Below are 16,066 nucleotides of genomic sequence, written 5' to 3' on the forward strand. Positions count from 1 at the left end.
ATAATTTATTAAGATTTTTCTTTTATACTGCTTAAAAATTAAAAACTCTGTAATAAAAATTGAACGATTTAATTGATGATCTTTTCTGCTTCGAAGTCTATTTGAAAGGCGGCGATACTCGAGAGTTAAAGAAGCACTTGCAATACTATGATAATCGTTTGGACGAATTAAAATATAACTATCGTCAAGTTATCATTAACTCTGAGCCTAAGGTAGAAACTCAAATTAAAACACTGCTCGAAGTTTTGAATATTCCCCCAGAAAAAAGGAAGGACTATTTAAATCTTACAGTGTACAATCTTCTCATAAAGCTTAATCAAGAATCACACCCGCAAATTGCTTATATATTAAAATTACTTGATGAGAAAAAAGCAATCAGCAAGTTAAAATTTTTTTTAGGAACATTAGTGGCGGCTAGCGCTTTCACTATTCTTTTAATTATCTTTCCCTCCTTTTATAACTTTTTTTGGACAATGGAGGCGTTACTTACCTCAGTTACAGGTTTACCAATTTTAGGACTGACCTATACCCTTGCGGATACTTTTTATCAGTTTTATAAAACGCAGACTAATGTAAAGAGTCGCCTGCTTAATCGATTGCAGGATAACTTCTTTCTCCTTTGTAGTACTCTTATAAATATTGCTGCTTACAGTGTTTGGATAGTAGTAGCAGCACCAATGACAGTTTTAGTCGCTAGTTTATTTGTTTTGGCTTCTGTCGTTAATGTGCTTAAAGAAGCGGCAAGTTTAGTACAGGAATATCGTAGATTTCGCAATCTTCCCCCAATCCATGACTCAAATCCTCTACTAATTCATCAAGCCTACATTCGTCAAATATACGGGTTTAACAAGCACCGAAATATTTTGTTCATTAATTTGGCCACATCAGTTTTATTAGTGGGCGTAATGGCAGGATGGTGTTTTATTCCTGGGGGGCTGGTTGTTACACTAGGTGCTCTGGCAGGTATCGGCATGATTTATGGGCTGCAATATTGGGCCTTAAAAGTCAATGAAGCAAGCATTAGAAATAATTTACAAACACAATTGAAAACCAAAGAAAGAGAGTATGAGCGCACTCATCCAAACACTGAGTTAAAAGACGAGGTGTCTTTAGCGCTCTCTCAATTAGCGTCTCAAGTTGAGCAACCACAAATTGTAGATACTACAATTTTAGAGTTACCTCCCTCATTAGTACCCCAGCAAAATCTAGAAACTATCATCACTATCGATGCGCAGCCTAGTCCTACCCCTCAAATAAACGTTACACCAGGACTTTAAAATTATCTTTTTGAATATCCGCAAGGGAATTGCATTCTAGTAATAGGATGTCTGTAATCGCTTTAACTGCATGAATAACCTTAGGCTTTATAGCAATAATGCAAGGGGCTTTAAGTACCTTTGAATGCTTTTGATGACTATCAACCTGCCGATAAACTAGTTCGATGCAGCCAGTTAACAGAACAAATCGCTTGGGACTTAGTGAATTTTCAATGCCTAGATGATAATTATTTCCCGAAATAGTGTCTTTTTTTCTTGTTATGCATAGAAACTCACTTTGATTTTTACCAATTGAAAACTCTTGGGTAACTCCTCGCTCATCGTCTCCAATGCTTTTAAACTCTCGAATTTCAACCAATTCATCCTTCATGATAACTCACCGCATTAATAAAAAAAGCAATTATGCTTGGAGCTGAATCATTGTTGCAACGGCATCGAGGTGCTGAGCCCCCATTTTATGAGCGAGAGATTGCACGGGTTTAAATAGTGATGGCGAGTAATTTTTAGAGAGCATCGGATAATTGCTTTTCCCAGGCGAAGAAACGACACTCTTTTGCAGCTCAGTCTCAGAGGGAGTTTTTAATTTTCGAGTGACCACAGTTATTGTGTCCTCGACTTTAGGAAATTCCTTTTGTAATGTCGTCTTAAGCGCCTCGTACTCTCGATGGCCGGTCTCCACTAATCGATTTAAAACCAATTGGGGAACTTTTTCATAGCCTAAATTGACATTACTATGAATATCATACCATTCAAGGCAAAGCGTATGTCTTCTAACAAGGTTTTCTTTCCTTTGTTCGAGTTCATTCTGACGCAATAGCCCATCATCCCCTTTTGATTGAAAGAGAACTTCGATTTGATCGCAACGTTGTAATTCCTCAACGTAGAAATTCCTTATACATTCCGCATTTTCTTCTGTTGTAAAGATGGCTGCCATACGTGCATTGACTTGAAACTCAGGAATTTCAAAGGGCCCCCCGTAATAAATTTCACGCAATGTTTTATAGAGGTTGTCCTTTATGGCCACATATTTCGTTGCTAGTGCCAGCCCTAAAAATAAAGCCGGGATTAAAATAACGGTGAAGGCTAGCTCAGGAATGGCTAAGGGGGCTAACAATGCTGCCACCAAAGTAACAAATGCCGCAACAATCAACAACGGCATCACCGTTCTTAAAATTTTTAAGTAATTGTTTTTCTCATAAAAAGCGATATCTCGATATTCAGCATAAAGAGGAGCAAAAGGAGCAAGTATACTTGATATAATCCTTCTGGTTTCGGCAATTTGCTCAGCGGTACGACCATAGTTATAAATATCTATAATGGCCAAAAATGAGCTCTCATTTTGGGTAGAGAAACCTGTAGCCTGAATAAAAGCGTGTGCATCAGCTAATTTATTTAAAAACTCTTTGCTTTTTTCGACAGTCTTACTGTGCCAAAAAAGAGACGATAATGAACCCAGTAACTCACCTTGGGGTTGGCTTGAAGACGTCCATAGTTTGTTATTAATTAGCAATAAATCATGGTGTAATTTTTTTGCTAACTTCTTTTGATAATTGCCAAGCCAACTATCAATTTGCAAAACATTTTGCGAGTTGAATGCATCAAGGACCAAGTCAGCCAGAAGCCTAGACTGCTCCAAATTGAAATAATGAAGATTGACGTAATCAAACTGATTTCTAGTGGCCTGCTCAAGACGATGAAAAATAAGCAAAATGAGCTCATCTTTCTCAATTTTAGCAGTATCTAAAACGCCTTGATGTAAAGCTCGACTGTATTGTTCTTTTATTTCAGAAACTGCAGACGGTGCCAATTTTATCCAATCGAAGAATTCTGCCAATTCATCCACTCGCCTGCCAAGATGAGTTAACTCGCTTTGAATCTTTGCAAGACGCGCGCGATCTTTTTCTTTGGCAATGACATCTCGTAACTCACTGACCTCAGCAAGAGTTGCAAATTGCATTCGCCATTCTTTAATAATGTTTTCCTTCTCCTGTTCAAGAAGGGTAATTTGTTCGTTGATGGCGCCTGACTGTCCTTCTCTTTGCCACATACTGCTGACGGGGAATTCATTGTAAAGTTTGTGAATTTTTCGATCCAGAGGAATGAGAGAGAGCAGCTTTTGTGAAAATTGAGCGTCGGCTAATCTATTTTTTTCTTCCTCATTCAATAAAGCAAAATCTGCACAGGTCTCTGGAAGAAGGACGAGAATTATCGCTCTGATAAGCGTTTTGTATTCTTTGTCTGCTTCAATTTGGTGGATAAGTTGGGTTTTCTTAGCTGAAATTTCCTGCTTTTTGATAGTTAATTTTTCATCAATGTTTAAGATAAAGTACTGCCACCAGGCAAATGAGTTTTGCAACTCATTAAGCGATGTCGTAATTTCACTAACAACACTTGTTAGTGTCTTGCCTGGAGGGGATTTTTCAAAATCATCTCTGTCTTTCTTCGATAACAGGTTATAGCCCGGGATCAGTAATTCGGCAACCTCAAGAAATTTCATACGCAATCCAACTGATGAAAGTGCCTGCATATTGCCACCACAAACTTAAGATTTTATTAAATAACTCAATAAATTTTAAAGAAGCCCAATAGTTCAATAACTTGCAGGATGTTTCTTGGCAAAATGGAGTATAAATTCAAATATCATCATGATATTCTTGTTAATATTCATCTTAAATTAAAGACTTACTCTAAATGGATTAATGCCAGAAGAAGATGATGATGAATAACACTATCTTCGAAAGGATAAACTATGTATGTCTTCCGACGCTTTGGTTTACATGTTGTAAAATTTTTTAATTCACTAACACTCATTTTTCGTTTTTTTGGTCATTTATTTCATAGCCTGAAAGATGTTTTATTTGGTGAATTGTCTATTTCCTGGTTTAACATGGTAGAGATTCTTTATTACTCAGGGGCAAGACTCGTCCTTCCTCTACTTTTTATTTGTTTTTTAATTACTTTTTCAGAAGCACAAACCATCTATTTTCTTTTTAACTCATTCCATTTGGGCCACAAGGCTTTGCCAGTTGCTCAAAACGTGCTGACGCATGAAGTACTTCCAATATTTATCGCGTTTATATTATGTATACAAGCCGCTTTGCACCTCATCAATACTCGCATGAAGCGTCTTGGACAAAGCCCTGAGGAGGTTATACTTGAACATGTTTGGCCCATTGTCGTCGGGTTGAATATTACGTCTTTACTTTTATTCACTTATACTATTGTCGTCATTTTAATTAGCTTTTTTATTACCTTTCATTACATGCTAAGAATGACCAGCTTTGAATATCTATTGCATGTAACAAGTGCAACGACTGTCTATGACGTTATGTATTCTGCTTTTAAGACTTTAACTTTATGTGCCATTGTGAGTTTGTCTGCTGGCTATTATTATTACGAAGCAGCGGTTAGGCACATATCCTTAAGAAAAGCCGTCTCTCGCATTATGACTCGCGGCTCATTCTGGTTAATATTAACCAGTATTTACATTACATTTACAATCTAAGGACAGGCATGCGTCAGGAGCGTTTTTATACAATAGTCGGTGTTTTCGTCATGGGAGCTCTTTGCTTAATGCTTCTTGGTGCTGCATTTTTTTATGAAGAATACAAACGCGCTCAAGTACAAACTTTTGTCATGTTCTTTAAGGGCTCACTCAGAGGGTTAACGCCAACAGCACCAGTCACTTACCGTGGTGTAAAAATTGGTGAAGTCAGGTTAATTGAAATCACAGAAAATAAAGCCAGAAATCAGGTTAGAATCCCAGTGTATGTCCAGTTTTTTGTAGAGAAAACATTCGGATTTAGTCAAGATCCTATTCATCTTTTAATCAATAGTGGTTATGTGGCGAATATATCCAAACCTAACTTGATATCAGGAGTTGCTGATATTGAGCTGGTACAATCCACTTCAAATCGCAAGTTTAAACAAACCTATTACCATGGTTATCCAATTTTCCCCACTCGAAATACGACCGAAAAATACACAAGTATTGATGAAGCGTTGAATGCTGCCAAGAAAACCCTTGAAGATATTAGTGAATTGGTACGCTCAAAAGAGGTGCGAGATACGATAGAATCAGCCCGCTTAATGTCCGAAAGTCTTGAACGACTGGCAGCCAATCTGAATCAAAATGTCCCTTCAGTCGTGGCTTATTTAAATCAAAGCTTAAAAGAAATTGCCAATGCGGCTTATTCCACAAAAAATTTAACGGACTATTTATCCCGCTATCCTGAATCCTTGCTGCGAGGTAAAAAGTGAATATCTTAAAATTATGCATAATAGGTTTAATAACTGTACTACTGGTTGCTTGCAGTCGAAGTAAAGACACTCAAATGTATTTACTCAATCCCCTGCCGCCAATAAAAAGCGCGAGCCAGCCTTATAGGCATTTGCAAATTGGTATAGACGAAATCAATACGCCTGCTTATATTGAAAAGCCTCAATTGATGATTCATTACACCCCTCATCGGTTGGAACTTGAAGAATACCATCAATGGGCCGAGGCCCTGGATAAGAACATTACCCGAGTCATTGAAACAAACCTCTCTACCCTTTTACCGGGGTCTATTGTGGAAAGTTCACCATGGGACTCTAAATTTAAACCGGATTACCATTTACAAATTGATATTTCGCAGTTTGAAATTGATATCAACGGCAATAGCATGTTACGGGCAGAATATCTTATTTATCATGGGGAAGAACTTATTAGAAAAGGGAATTTCTATAACTGCGTCAAAGTCATCCCAGCAGAGATGGAGTCTCTTGTGGTTAGTATGAACAACAATTTAACCTATCTTACTCGAGAAATTGCCAAAACCTTTGCTGCGGAGTATCGCGCTATGAGTAAATAAATCCATGCGACAAATGCATTATAGACCTTAACTATTCCGCGCGATTTGATGAGATGCCTCCACTAATTCTTTATTCAATAATTTCGCTTGCTCGACAGGATCTGATTTCAATTTAAGAAGGTTTTCTAATTCCCTAACTTTTAAGTTGATAAAAGCATCCTGCTCCTTGAAAACTGTTTCATGTAAGGATTGGGGAGAAAATTTTCGTTTACTTTCCATTTCATCAGAAACACGAAAAGAACTTGCTGCAGGTTTTAAGGAATCAGGGTTAAACTGTCTACTTGGCATTTTTTCCCCTAACACCACTAAAGCAGTCCACAAATAACGAAGAAGTTCCGGGTCAGCGCCATAGAGAAAGAGTTGATTTTTAGGAGATGGCGTTTCGTTCAATCCAATCAACATACTCCCTGCCATTGCCAGTGAGTATTCAAATAAGAAGTCAGGATCATATTTTATACACTGTTGTACGGAGGATAATCTGAAACCATCCTCTAATTTTTCTTGAGTAAACATGGCCTTGGATGAAGTATCTGACGTCAATTCAACGTAATGCACTCTACAAAAGTCCGCTTCCAATTTTGGTGCTAAAAACTCACCCCGATATTCATCCTTAGAGGTTATAGACGTCACTGCTGTCTCCTCAGCGCCGGCTTCAAGACTAGCTTGGCTGAGCAGCTCTCCTATATCAGAAGCTGGTATATCAATATAATTATCAAGATAGGGTAAAAACTGTGTGGAAGAACTATTGGTTTCCTGCTCTTTACTCTCCAGTTCAACCATTTTTTCTTTCAAAGTGACTTGTAGAAGTTTGCATGTTTTTAATTTCTTAGTGAGAGATTCATCCTCTTCTTCCCATTCTTCAATAGCATTCTCCAAATCGGCAATCGTTTCATCATTAACCGCGATTTGATGGCGCAATTTGCGTTTTTCTTGCTCAGCATTACTACTAAAAAATCGTTGTACAGGATTAGTACGGAAAAGATTAAACAATGAATAGTGATTAGAATATTTCTCATTGTCTTTGTGAGTAATAATTTGTTCAGTTAGCGTTTTCTTAAATTTACCTGTCGTTTGATACCAAGTCTCCAGAGGTTCGGCGATTTTGTTATCTCGCCAGTAATTATATGCTCGAGCTGTTATTCTAATAAAATCGACACCTTCCTCTTTATTGTCCAGATTTTCTCCATACTCACACTCTTTCCAGACGCCTTCCTTTTTTACCAGATACATAAGATCATTGGTGACTGTCAGCGTTGATTTGTTGCTACTAAATGATTTAAAAAATTTTTTGAAGATTTTAGTGCCATGAAGACCGAGTTTAAAATAAGCCCCTTGATAAACCTTGGACTCACACCCAATCTCTCGATTATTCATTTTGATTTTTTCTTCCGTGAACCTTTTCTTATTCCACGCCCGTGAGTCTCCCATTTTTTTCACGGATGTTTGAAAACGCTCTGCAAATTTCTTTTCCCCCTTCACTTCTGCAAACGCCTGAACAACACCTTTATCAGCAAAGGCGTTGAAGTCTTTGCGAACCGCTGCAGGATTACGTACAAACGTATCCGGTATCACTAAGCTTAAATTTTGGTCTTCTAAAGCGGCGTCTCTGACATATTTTTTTACAACCAGTTGCTTACTATGGGTGTGAAGATCATAAATACCTTTATAACCCGATGCCAAAGCAAACTGCAGAGCCATTTGTCGCATCTGTGACGTTTCGCGCTCGTAGCTGCCGTCTACAGAAACAACATTATTTCCTCCGGGTTCGTCAGTTTTTTGCAGAACATCACGACTCATCTTTTCAATAACGCCTTTCGCAGCATAGGTCTTCCCAGAGCTGGAAGGACCACCTACCCATAGCACAAGCCTATTAATCCATTTATTCCCTGGAAAATGTTTTAATGATCTAAAAAATACAGCCTCTCTGAAGGCCTTACTTTTACTTTCTTCTTCAATCGCAGCTTTATAAAGTGCCAGCCCATCTTCTACATCATCTTGTAGAAAATCCTCAAGATGCACAGTTTCATTATTACGATCTGCCTGCCAGGTAATCGTTTGAAACTTGCGGCCTAAGAATCGCAAAAAGCGTTCTCTAGCGACGGTAGGTTCCGGGACATTGGTAGGATGAGTATTCTCATAAAGCTTTAATTGACCTTGCGGGTTTAAAAAACGATTAATCTCGAAATTAGCTTCCCGCTGTTCAGCAGGACTATCGTTTCCTAACTCGTAATTACCAATCTTATCTACCCACTCTTGAATTGTGGTAGCGAGGATCATCAAAAACTCCTACAACATTTGGGTTTCCATTCCGTTATTTATCCTAATAGTTATTTACTATATATAGTCCATAACCAGCGACATTTTACTTAAAAGTAACAAACTTATATTAGTGAAATATTAAGAAATTTCTAAATAGAGAAAAAATTTTACAATAATTATAAAATAATTCATGCCGAAATGCCTAAAAACATAGCTAAAATGGCTTCCATAGGCAATAATGTGTAAAAAACTTTCAATTTTAAATGCTTATAATACTATTAATTTTGTTTTAATAATTTTTTCTTATACTGGATCTATAAATTATTAGAGAATTACAGAGACGTAAATTATGCCCACGGTAAAACAGTTAGCGGAATCCCAAGCCATTTACATGCAATATTTACTTGAAAGAGCGAAAAAAAAGGCAGCCACGGCTACCAATTTGCCCTTTGACCCTCAAGGACGTGTCCTAATCGACGTAACATTGACCATGGAAGATTGGGCCAATATAGCCGCTAGTGTCAATGTATTTAACGAAAGAGACATTTCGGTGGCTGAATTAAAAAAAGAACTTCGCATCGATACAAAAGCAGCCGAAACAACGACTACTGTCAGCCTGGATATTGCCCAGGATAAGCATTTAGCGAAACAATTTGATACTCAATTAGAAAATACTTTAAAACAAAACAAGGTAGCGGATAAAAAAATTACCGCTATTCAAAAGGCACTCCAAACCCAACCCAAAGGCAGTATTATTGCTCTTCAACAAGAGTTTCACTTCCATTTAGGCCTTGCATCCCGAGTTTACCAAAAAGCAGATCGGAACTTTGAAGGTAAAGAACAGGAACTACAACGAGCACATGAGGCTGCAGTCAAGGAGGTCAATCAGCTTGTTCTTGCTGCTTATGCCAAAGCATTGGAAAAGTCTATCGACAAAAACGGACATATCAATGTAAAAAAATTAAATGAAGCCCTTGATAAAGCCAGAAAAAATATTACCCCACAGGCTCATACCATTCTTATGAAGCAGGTTGTAGCCAAAACCGGTGTTATTCTGACTAAACCTGACGAATCTACTTTAAAACACTTGGCTGAAGAAACAACTGCAACGCCAAATGATGTGTTACATACGAGTCATGAGCAAGAATTAGCAATGTTAATTCGAGGGACAGAGAGCACTGCTCATCACAGACAACAAGGTGAAGAATTCAGCCATCGACAGTTGATTACTCAAGTTCTCACTGCAGATGGCATAAAACCCAATATACATCCTCGCATTCAAATTCGAACGCCCTCTCCTGTTGTAAAGACAGGGTTACAAGAAAAGGAATATATTGACGATGTAGCTCTCAAGTTTAACACAATTACTACTGACTATTCTTTAAAAGAAAATTTATCAGGTGGTCAAGCAGGCGGTAAGCCCAAAGCGTTTATTTATAATAGCTTAACTGCAATTAATGATTCCCTTGGTGATACGGGCGGTAATCTACAAACCCAAAGTGCCCATCATATTCTAAAAGGGGCACATACCTATAATGCTCAGCAATTAACTGAAAATAACAAACCAGTATTTTGCTTTGTACAAAATATTTCCGTTAACGGCTTTGGTGATCATTTAGGTTATAACTCAGGGGATGCATTAACAGAAGAATCGACCATTATGACCGAGATGGCCATTCTGCACACCCTTTATGATACTGTCTCCGTCGAGCAACAAGAAAAAATTAGAAGTATTTTTTCCCTTTATAATGAATTTTTGAACAATCGTAAACAAGATGAATATTTCTCCTCGTCACCTCAAGGCAAAGGCGCGATTGCTGAAATTCAAGATCTAAAAAATCTCTGGAAAACTGGTCTGGAAAAGATTGACAATACTTTTGTAGCCCAAGCTCAAAATAGTCTGAAGCTTCTGATAGCAAATGATCTACATTTTAATCACGACTACGCCAAACTGATCCAATCACTGTCGGTTTTTGTTGAAGAGGCTTCTCTTGTCGGTTGTAAAAGCGGAAATGAACGTGCTCAAGCAATCAACGGTCGTGTTTCTATCCTGGATGCCGTGCTCAATGCAGAACACTTAACCAACGATGGTAAAGCTATTAAAGAGTCAGTGGAAAAATTTTCTACTGCAGATTCACAAAACATTAACGAGGTTGCTGACCGATTAAAATTAGCCCTCGATACAGTTTACAATAAAATTGGGCTACAAACTGCTGCATCTATTGTAAGCCTGGTTGACCAGGGTGCCTCTGCCAAAGTAGAGGCCAAACCGGGGCATCCTTTCTATGTTTCCAGAAACTATGCGGAAGAAAAAGCAAGTGTATTACCTAATTTACAACAAACCAAAGCAGGAGCTATGCAAGCGCATAAAGGCTTGGCAAGTTCAATGGCAAGTGCATGGTCAGGTCACCCTGTTTCCTGGTGGTCACGCATGAAATCAAGCCCCTTAGGCATTGTTGGAGCTATTGTAGGCACTATAGCTTTCCCTGTGGCAATTGTTGTTGCACTCGTGAGTAGTTATCAAAATTCCAATGCAAAAGCTTCGACTATTGCAGAAAATATACAATTGCAAACTCAGTACAAACCTGAGCCTATTAATATCAATGGGGGTAGTGATAGGGTAATGCAAAATGCTGGTTTAAATCATACCGATTCGTCTGAGAGTCTGGGGGTTGAAGTGACTGAGGGTACTTCATCCACTCTGGACTCTACGGTAAACCCCAATCAAAAGCCTTCATCTACACCTACAGTTGATTATAAAAGAGCTTTAGATACAATCACCAAGTCTACAGACAACGATGACTTAAAACCTCCCTCCCTACAGAGTAATATGTAACTAAAAAGAGCCGATAAGTCGGCTCTTTTATTCCCATCAGTAAAATTTGAATGAGGAGTTATTTCAGCCAATCTTGAAGTAAGGCTGTAACTCTTTCTGGCTTTTCCAAAGGAATCGAATGGCCACAATCTTCAATTTCTACAAACTCATTATTAGGAATATTTTCCTTTAATATGCGCATTTCTTCTTGATAAAAAAAATCTTGTTTTCCTAGCATGAGCAGAGTAGGACAATGGATATTTTTCAAATAAGGTGTGGTTTCTTTACCTTCCAGATCAGTTCTCACTTGATTAAGTAAACCTTCAAGTGAAAAATCACGCTGCATGGTTTTAATTAAGCCTAATAAATCTTTGTCATTTTTTCGTTGTTCACAGACTATTAATAGACGAAGTTTATCAAAAAATTCCATAGGTTGATTCTTCTCAAAGTTACGCAACATGTCTTCAAAAACAGCTCGCAATTGAGGTGTTAATTTACCGGTAGCTGTTCCCATTAAAATGAGATGTGACACTCTTTGCGGCCCATGAATAGCAACCCATTGAGCAATCCACCCACCAAAAGAATGCCCAATTAAAATCATTTGTTCAGGCGATTTATTCAAAACAAAATCAACATGACCATCCATGTTATTAGACGTGTCACAGACAATAATCTGAACATTAAACTGACTTTCCAACACCTTGGCTTGCTGTGCAAAAGAGCGCTCATCACAGCCTAAACCTGGCAAAAAAACAATATTTCTTTTCATCAATAAAATCACCCTAAAATTAGACTTGCAAAACCCCAGTTTCAGTCTTTTTATGCTTTATTTACCCTACCCCCAATTTTATGTAGAATTCAAATTAACCCCAAAAAGAATACTAAATTATGAAATACCCAAATAATCTCAAATCTCCTCAATTTATTCGACCTTTAAAGCTTCTACTAGCCAGTATTTTTATTACCGGTTGCATGGATCTCGCCTCTCAAGCACCGGATAAAAACAAAAAAGGGGTAGTTTACAAAAAAGGGCAAGTTTACACGATGCGAGGTTTAGGTGGAATTTTTAGTACAGGAATGAATCGCCTGGAGAATACGCTCGACAATGAGTATAACATTCGCACAGCAAGCACGATTTGGTATAAAGCGAACAAATTAAGTGACTACATCATTGAACACCGCAAGTCTAAAGAGCTTCAAGGACCAATTGTACTTATCGGTCATTCTTTAGGGGCTAATGAACAAATTAAAGTTGCTCAAAATCTTTATAAAGCTCATATTCCAGTTGACCTCTTAATCACAGTCGATGCTGTTGCCCCAGTAAGAGTACCCCCTAACGTCAAATACGTTCTTAATCTTTATAAGCCTGCTTATGTCCCTATGTTTAGTGGTCTTAAAATCAAGGCAGTTGACCCAGAGTTTACCTATGTAAATAATTTTGATGTTTCCAAGCTTAAAAATATTTATGTGAATCACTTTACCATTGACAAGAACAAGGAAATTCAGAAAATAATGCTTGAGAATGTGCTTGCGGTAATTAACAATACTCCCAAAAAGCATGCTTAACTCATTAGGCTCATCAAATGAGTGCGTTAATAAGAGAAATGTTTGTACACGCAGAATTATATGTTAACCATGAATCAACAAACTGATACGTTACCAAAGATTTGTATTATTGGCGCAGGTCCTTGTGGACTTGCAACAGCCAAAAATCTATTACAGCAAGGGTTAAACAATTTTACCGTTTTCGAAAAGAATACCAGACTAGGCGGAAATTGGGTTTTTGATGAACAATGCACACATTCTAGTGTTTATGAGACCACTCATATTATAAGTTCGAAACGTCTTTCTGAATTCGAAGACTTCCCCATGCCATGGGAGTATCCAGATTACCCATCACACCGTCAGATTCTTGACTACTTTGAATCGTATGCCCGACATTTTCAAATTGAGCCATTTATAAAATTTAATACAACCGTAGAGCAGGTTTCACCTGTTGCTAACAATCAATGGCTTGTTGTTTATCGGGATGAATTGGGAACACATAACTCTATCTATGATTATCTTTTGGTCGCGAATGGACATCATTGGGATCCTTTTATTCCTCAGTTTTCTGGGCACTTTGATGGGGAAATACTTCATGCTCATCAATATAAAAAAGCAGCGCCTTTTAAAGATAAACGAGTTTTGGTCGTAGGTGGTGGCAACTCGGCGTGTGATATTGCAGTGGAAATTTCTCGTATTTCTCCTAAAACATGCATCAGTATGCGCAGGGGACAACATATTTTCCCTAAATTTCTTTTTGGAAAGCCCACTGATATTCTTTTTGCAAAACTTAGATGGTTGCCTTTAGGGTTAAAGCAATTTCTCGCTAAACATTATATTCGAGTATTCCAAGGCCGATATCCCAAATATCGTTTACAAAAACCTACGTGCAAACCCTTGGAAATTCACCCTACCATTAATTCTGAGCTTTTATATTTTATTAGACATGGAAAAATTTTACCGCGTCAGGGTATTGAGCGCTTTGAAGGAAACACGGTTTTTTTTGCTGATGGTCTTAGTGACGAGTTTGATGTGGTTATTTTTGCGACTGGTTATCAAACCAGTTTCCCATTTTTTGATAAAAATCTTATTGAATACAGCACTGCTACAAACATTCCCTTGTATCGAAAAATGATGCATCCAGAATTTAGCAACTTATATTTTATTGGTCTGGTACAACCTCAAGGATGCATTTGGCCTCTGGCAGACTACCAAGCGCAAATTGCCGCTAAAATTATCGCAGGAAAACTTAAGCGTCCAACCGATCTGGTCAATAAAATTCAAAAAGAAATGAAGCACTCTCGTAGTCAATACAAGAATAGCATTCGACACGCGTTGGAAGTGGATTATCAAACTTTCCGACGCCAACTTTTAAAAGAGCTAAAACAATCGCAGTAGCTCAGGGAGAAGCGTCCATAATTCTAGTCCTACGCCTAGTTCTTATCCCAATCACCCCCAAATCTTGTCTCAACGCCCCAAACTCTTATCCCTACTTCCCGAACCCTTACGCCTACTTCCCGCGACTCTTACGCCTACTTCTCGAACCCTTACGCCCTACTTTCCGCGACTCTTACGCCTACTTCTCGAACCCTTACGCCCTACTTTCCGCGACTCTTACGCCTACTTCTCGAACCCTTACGCCTACTTCCCGCCACTCTTACGCCTACTTCCCGCCACTCTTACGCCTACTTCCCGCCACTCTTACGCCTACTTCCCGAACCCTTACGCCTACTTCCCGCCACTCTTACGCCTACTTCTCGAACCCTTACGCCTACTTCTCGAACCCTTACGCCTACTTCCCGAACCCTTACGCCTACTTCCCGAACCCTTACGCCTACTTCCCGAACCCTTACGCCTACTTCCCGAACCCTTACGCCTACTTCCCGCGACTCTTACGCCTACTTCCCGCGGCTCTTACGCCTACTTCCCGCGGCTCTTACGCCTACTTCCCGCGGCTTGTCCGCGGGATCTAGAATACTTTCAAAAAATCGGTGATTCTTCAGGTAGGCCCAATATTTGCAGAATTATTTGTTAAGTGCTCTTAAAAAGTCTTGCTAGAAATCAATATGGCTAATTTTAGTTGTTTTAAATACAAGGCAGTTTATTTTTTCTTTATTTTTTCGGTGCTTTTCTGCCAACTGGTTTCGGCCAGAACTCCTATTGCTGAGGGGCTACAATCTATTGTCAATAAAACACTGTCCAATTCTGAAACCCCGGGAGCCGTATTATTAGTATCCAGTCCTGAACTTGGCACCATCATTATTACTGCAGGAGTGGCCAATAAAAAAACACATGAACCGATGAAAGCTACAAATAATTTCAGAATAGCCAGCATGAGTAAAACATTTTTAGCTGCGACCATTTTAAAATTAATTGAGCAAAACAAATTAACTCTTAATGACAAAATCGCACCTCTACTGGCCGAGAGTATTGACCTCAAGAAGTTACCTAACAGTAAGGATGTCACTATAAGAGAGTTGCTGCAGATGCGAAGTGGTATACCTAATTATGTAAAATTTGATACCTATTATGATCTGGTACACGATATGATTGGCGAAAAATGGACACCACAATCTTGTATTAAAATTGTTTATAATAAAAAACCAAGTTTCATTCCCGATCATGCTTATGAATATAGCAATACCAATTATCTACTATTACAGCTAATCGTAGAAAAAATAACAGGGCAGTCTTTCGCAACTGCAATCAGGCAGCAAATTTTAAACCCTTTGCAATTAAATAATACATTCATTGAAATTACGGAGTCCGCCCCACCCCATCAACTCACTACACACGGTTATCAATTTGTGGATGACGAAGTTGTTGATGTCACTAACTACAATGATGGTTTAGGTTTAGGGGATAGTGGTATGGTCAGCACAGCTGGCGATATAAACCGCTTTATCCGTGCTTTACTGAATGAAAAAGTGATTTTGAGAGCGAACTCACTTAAGCAGATGCTGCGAACAAAAGATGATTATGGTTTAGGCATTTATGGGGAAGAAATTAATGGCAAATGGGCCTGGTCTCACAACGGTCTAAGCTCCGGTTTTCAGGGACAATATTATTATTTTCCACATGAAAAACTCAGCATCGTCTACCTAACCAATTACTTTGACACGGATACTATTGATAAAGTCGTTCCAAAGGTTGTCAAATATTTGACAAAATATCGTGAAAACAAGTTTTTATTATTGGAAAAATCAAGTAATCCAGAAAGTCGGAGAGTAATTCCATGGTTTAATCTAAGGTAAGCTGTTTTAATTATTCTCTAAATTATCATCTACCTCTGACGACTCGGAACTTGCTTTCCGTTA

At 38.4% G+C, this 16,066-nt stretch carries 12 protein-coding genes; 8 read left to right on the forward strand and 4 right to left on the reverse strand.

Annotated features, from left to right (window positions below):
* The first annotated feature begins 59 nt into the window (after positions 1 to 59).
* Positions 60 to 1,277, forward strand: a complete 1,218-nt coding sequence (locus LHA_RS11445) for a hypothetical protein (RefSeq protein WP_147292349.1) — start codon at positions 60 to 62, stop codon at positions 1,275 to 1,277.
* Here LHA_RS11445 and LHA_RS11450 read toward each other — a convergent pair.
* Complete coding sequence (locus tag LHA_RS11450; RefSeq protein ID WP_045106668.1) at positions 1,261 to 1,647, reverse strand: hypothetical protein; 387 nt, start codon at positions 1,645 to 1,647, stop codon at positions 1,261 to 1,263. The genes LHA_RS11445 and LHA_RS11450 overlap by 17 nt on opposite strands.
* Before the next feature lie 30 nt (positions 1,648 to 1,677).
* The gene (locus tag LHA_RS11455; RefSeq protein WP_045106669.1) at positions 1,678 to 3,774 is read right to left on the reverse strand and encodes a hypothetical protein; all 2,097 of its coding nucleotides are present in this window, start codon (positions 3,772 to 3,774) and stop codon (positions 1,678 to 1,680) included.
* 252 nt (positions 3,775 to 4,026) lie between these two features.
* Between LHA_RS11455 and LHA_RS11460 the strand changes: the two genes are divergently transcribed.
* The 3 genes from LHA_RS11460 (at position 4,027) to LHA_RS11470 (ending at position 6,130) form a co-directional block, all read left to right on the forward strand.
* Positions 4,027 to 4,782 (forward strand): ABC transporter permease, encoded by a 756-nt coding sequence (locus LHA_RS11460; protein WP_045106670.1) that lies wholly within the window; start codon positions 4,027 to 4,029, stop codon positions 4,780 to 4,782.
* 68 nt (positions 4,783 to 4,850) lie between these two features.
* Positions 4,851 to 5,537: an MlaD family protein gene (locus tag LHA_RS11465; RefSeq protein WP_045107559.1), complete on the forward strand. Its 687-nt coding sequence runs from the start codon at positions 4,851 to 4,853 to the stop codon at positions 5,535 to 5,537.
* Entirely contained in the window at positions 5,534 to 6,130 is a 597-nt protein-coding gene (locus LHA_RS11470; RefSeq protein WP_045106671.1) for a PqiC family protein, read from the forward strand. The genes LHA_RS11465 and LHA_RS11470 overlap by 4 nt, the downstream gene beginning before the upstream one ends.
* 27 nt (positions 6,131 to 6,157) lie before the next feature.
* On the opposite strand, the gene LHA_RS11475 is transcribed toward LHA_RS11470, so the two are convergent.
* Positions 6,158 to 8,407, reverse strand: a complete 2,250-nt coding sequence (locus LHA_RS11475; RefSeq protein ID WP_045106672.1) for a hypothetical protein — start codon at positions 8,405 to 8,407, stop codon at positions 6,158 to 6,160.
* A 331-nt stretch (positions 8,408 to 8,738) separates the two neighbouring features.
* On the opposite strand from LHA_RS11475, the gene LHA_RS11480 reads away from it, so the two are divergent.
* Complete coding sequence (locus tag LHA_RS11480) at positions 8,739 to 11,225, forward strand: hypothetical protein (RefSeq protein ID WP_052673701.1); 2,487 nt, start codon at positions 8,739 to 8,741, stop codon at positions 11,223 to 11,225.
* Between the two features lie 58 nt (positions 11,226 to 11,283).
* Here LHA_RS11480 and LHA_RS11485 read toward each other — a convergent pair whose 3' ends face one another.
* Positions 11,284 to 11,973 (reverse strand): alpha/beta fold hydrolase, encoded by a 690-nt coding sequence (locus LHA_RS11485; RefSeq protein ID WP_045106673.1) that lies wholly within the window; start codon positions 11,971 to 11,973, stop codon positions 11,284 to 11,286.
* Between the two features lie 119 nt (positions 11,974 to 12,092).
* On the opposite strand from LHA_RS11485, the gene LHA_RS11490 reads away from it, so the two are divergent.
* The 3 genes from LHA_RS11490 to LHA_RS11500 all read left to right on the forward strand — a co-directional run bounded on the left by LHA_RS11490 (position 12,093) and on the right by LHA_RS11500 (position 16,003).
* On the forward strand, positions 12,093 to 12,770 hold the full coding sequence (locus LHA_RS11490; protein ID WP_045106674.1) for a hypothetical protein: 678 nt from the start codon (positions 12,093 to 12,095) through the stop codon (positions 12,768 to 12,770).
* 60 nt (positions 12,771 to 12,830) lie between these two features.
* Positions 12,831 to 14,147: a flavin-containing monooxygenase gene (locus LHA_RS11495; RefSeq protein ID WP_045106675.1), complete on the forward strand. Its 1,317-nt coding sequence runs from the start codon at positions 12,831 to 12,833 to the stop codon at positions 14,145 to 14,147.
* Between the two features lie 668 nt (positions 14,148 to 14,815).
* Entirely contained in the window at positions 14,816 to 16,003 is a 1,188-nt protein-coding gene (locus LHA_RS11500) for a serine hydrolase domain-containing protein (RefSeq protein ID WP_065238332.1), read from the forward strand.
* The last annotated feature ends 63 nt before the right edge of the window (positions 16,004 to 16,066 follow it).

The organism is Legionella hackeliae (assembly GCF_000953655.1).
Taxonomy (GTDB): Bacteria; Pseudomonadota; Gammaproteobacteria; order Legionellales; family Legionellaceae; genus Tatlockia; species Tatlockia hackeliae.

Excerpts from the sequence above, each read along its gene's own strand:
- LHA_RS11450 (WP_045106668.1), bottom strand. The coding sequence starts at position 1,647 with ATGAAGGATGAATTGGTTGAAATTCGAGAGTTTAAAAGCATTGGAGAC.
- LHA_RS11455 (WP_045106669.1), bottom strand. The coding sequence starts at position 3,774 with ATGAAATTTCTTGAGGTTGCCGAATTACTGATCCCGGGCTATAACCTG.
- LHA_RS11460 (WP_045106670.1), top strand. The coding sequence starts at position 4,027 with ATGTATGTCTTCCGACGCTTTGGTTTACATGTTGTAAAATTTTTTAAT.
- LHA_RS11465 (WP_045107559.1), top strand. The coding sequence starts at position 4,851 with ATGCTTCTTGGTGCTGCATTTTTTTATGAAGAATACAAACGCGCTCAA.
- LHA_RS11475 (WP_045106672.1), bottom strand. The coding sequence starts at position 8,407 with ATGATCCTCGCTACCACAATTCAAGAGTGGGTAGATAAGATTGGTAAT.
- LHA_RS11480 (WP_052673701.1), top strand. The coding sequence starts at position 8,739 with ATGCCCACGGTAAAACAGTTAGCGGAATCCCAAGCCATTTACATGCAA.
- LHA_RS11485 (WP_045106673.1), bottom strand. The coding sequence starts at position 11,973 with ATGAAAAGAAATATTGTTTTTTTGCCAGGTTTAGGCTGTGATGAGCGC.
- LHA_RS11490 (WP_045106674.1), top strand. The coding sequence starts at position 12,093 with ATGAAATACCCAAATAATCTCAAATCTCCTCAATTTATTCGACCTTTA.
- LHA_RS11495 (WP_045106675.1), top strand. The coding sequence starts at position 12,831 with ATGTTAACCATGAATCAACAAACTGATACGTTACCAAAGATTTGTATT.
- LHA_RS11500 (WP_065238332.1), top strand. The coding sequence starts at position 14,816 with ATGGCTAATTTTAGTTGTTTTAAATACAAGGCAGTTTATTTTTTCTTT.